The organism is Enterobacter sp. SCRI0065 (assembly GCF_059766475.1).
The window spans coordinates 1-298 of the sequence record NZ_JCBAJB010000049.1; the positions used below are offsets into that span (position 1 = coordinate 1).

Annotated in this window: 2 rRNA genes; both read left to right on the forward strand. The window is 50.3% G+C overall.

The features are described from left to right. A 23S ribosomal RNA gene (locus tag AC6EMZ_RS23370) occupies positions 1–90 on the forward strand; the annotation flags it as partial. Between the two features lie 97 nt (positions 91–187). Then, positions 188–298, forward strand: a 5S ribosomal RNA gene (gene rrf, locus AC6EMZ_RS23375); the annotation flags it as partial.

The window sequence follows — 298 nt, forward strand, 5'->3', positions numbered from 1 at the left end:
CGTTGAAGACTACGACGTTGATAGGTCGGGTGTGTAAGCGCAGCGATGCGTTGAGCTAACCGATACTAATGAACCGTGAGGCTTAACCTTACAACGCCGAAGATGTTTTGGCGGAAAGAGAGACATCATTTTCAGCTTGATAACAGATTAATTGATATGCAGAGATGCGTATTGATAACAGAATTTGCCTGGCGGCTTTAGCGCGGTGGTCCCACCTGACCCCATGCCGAACTCAGAAGTGAAACGCCGTAGCGCCGATGGTAGTGTGGGGTCTCCCCATGTGAGAGTAGGGAACTGC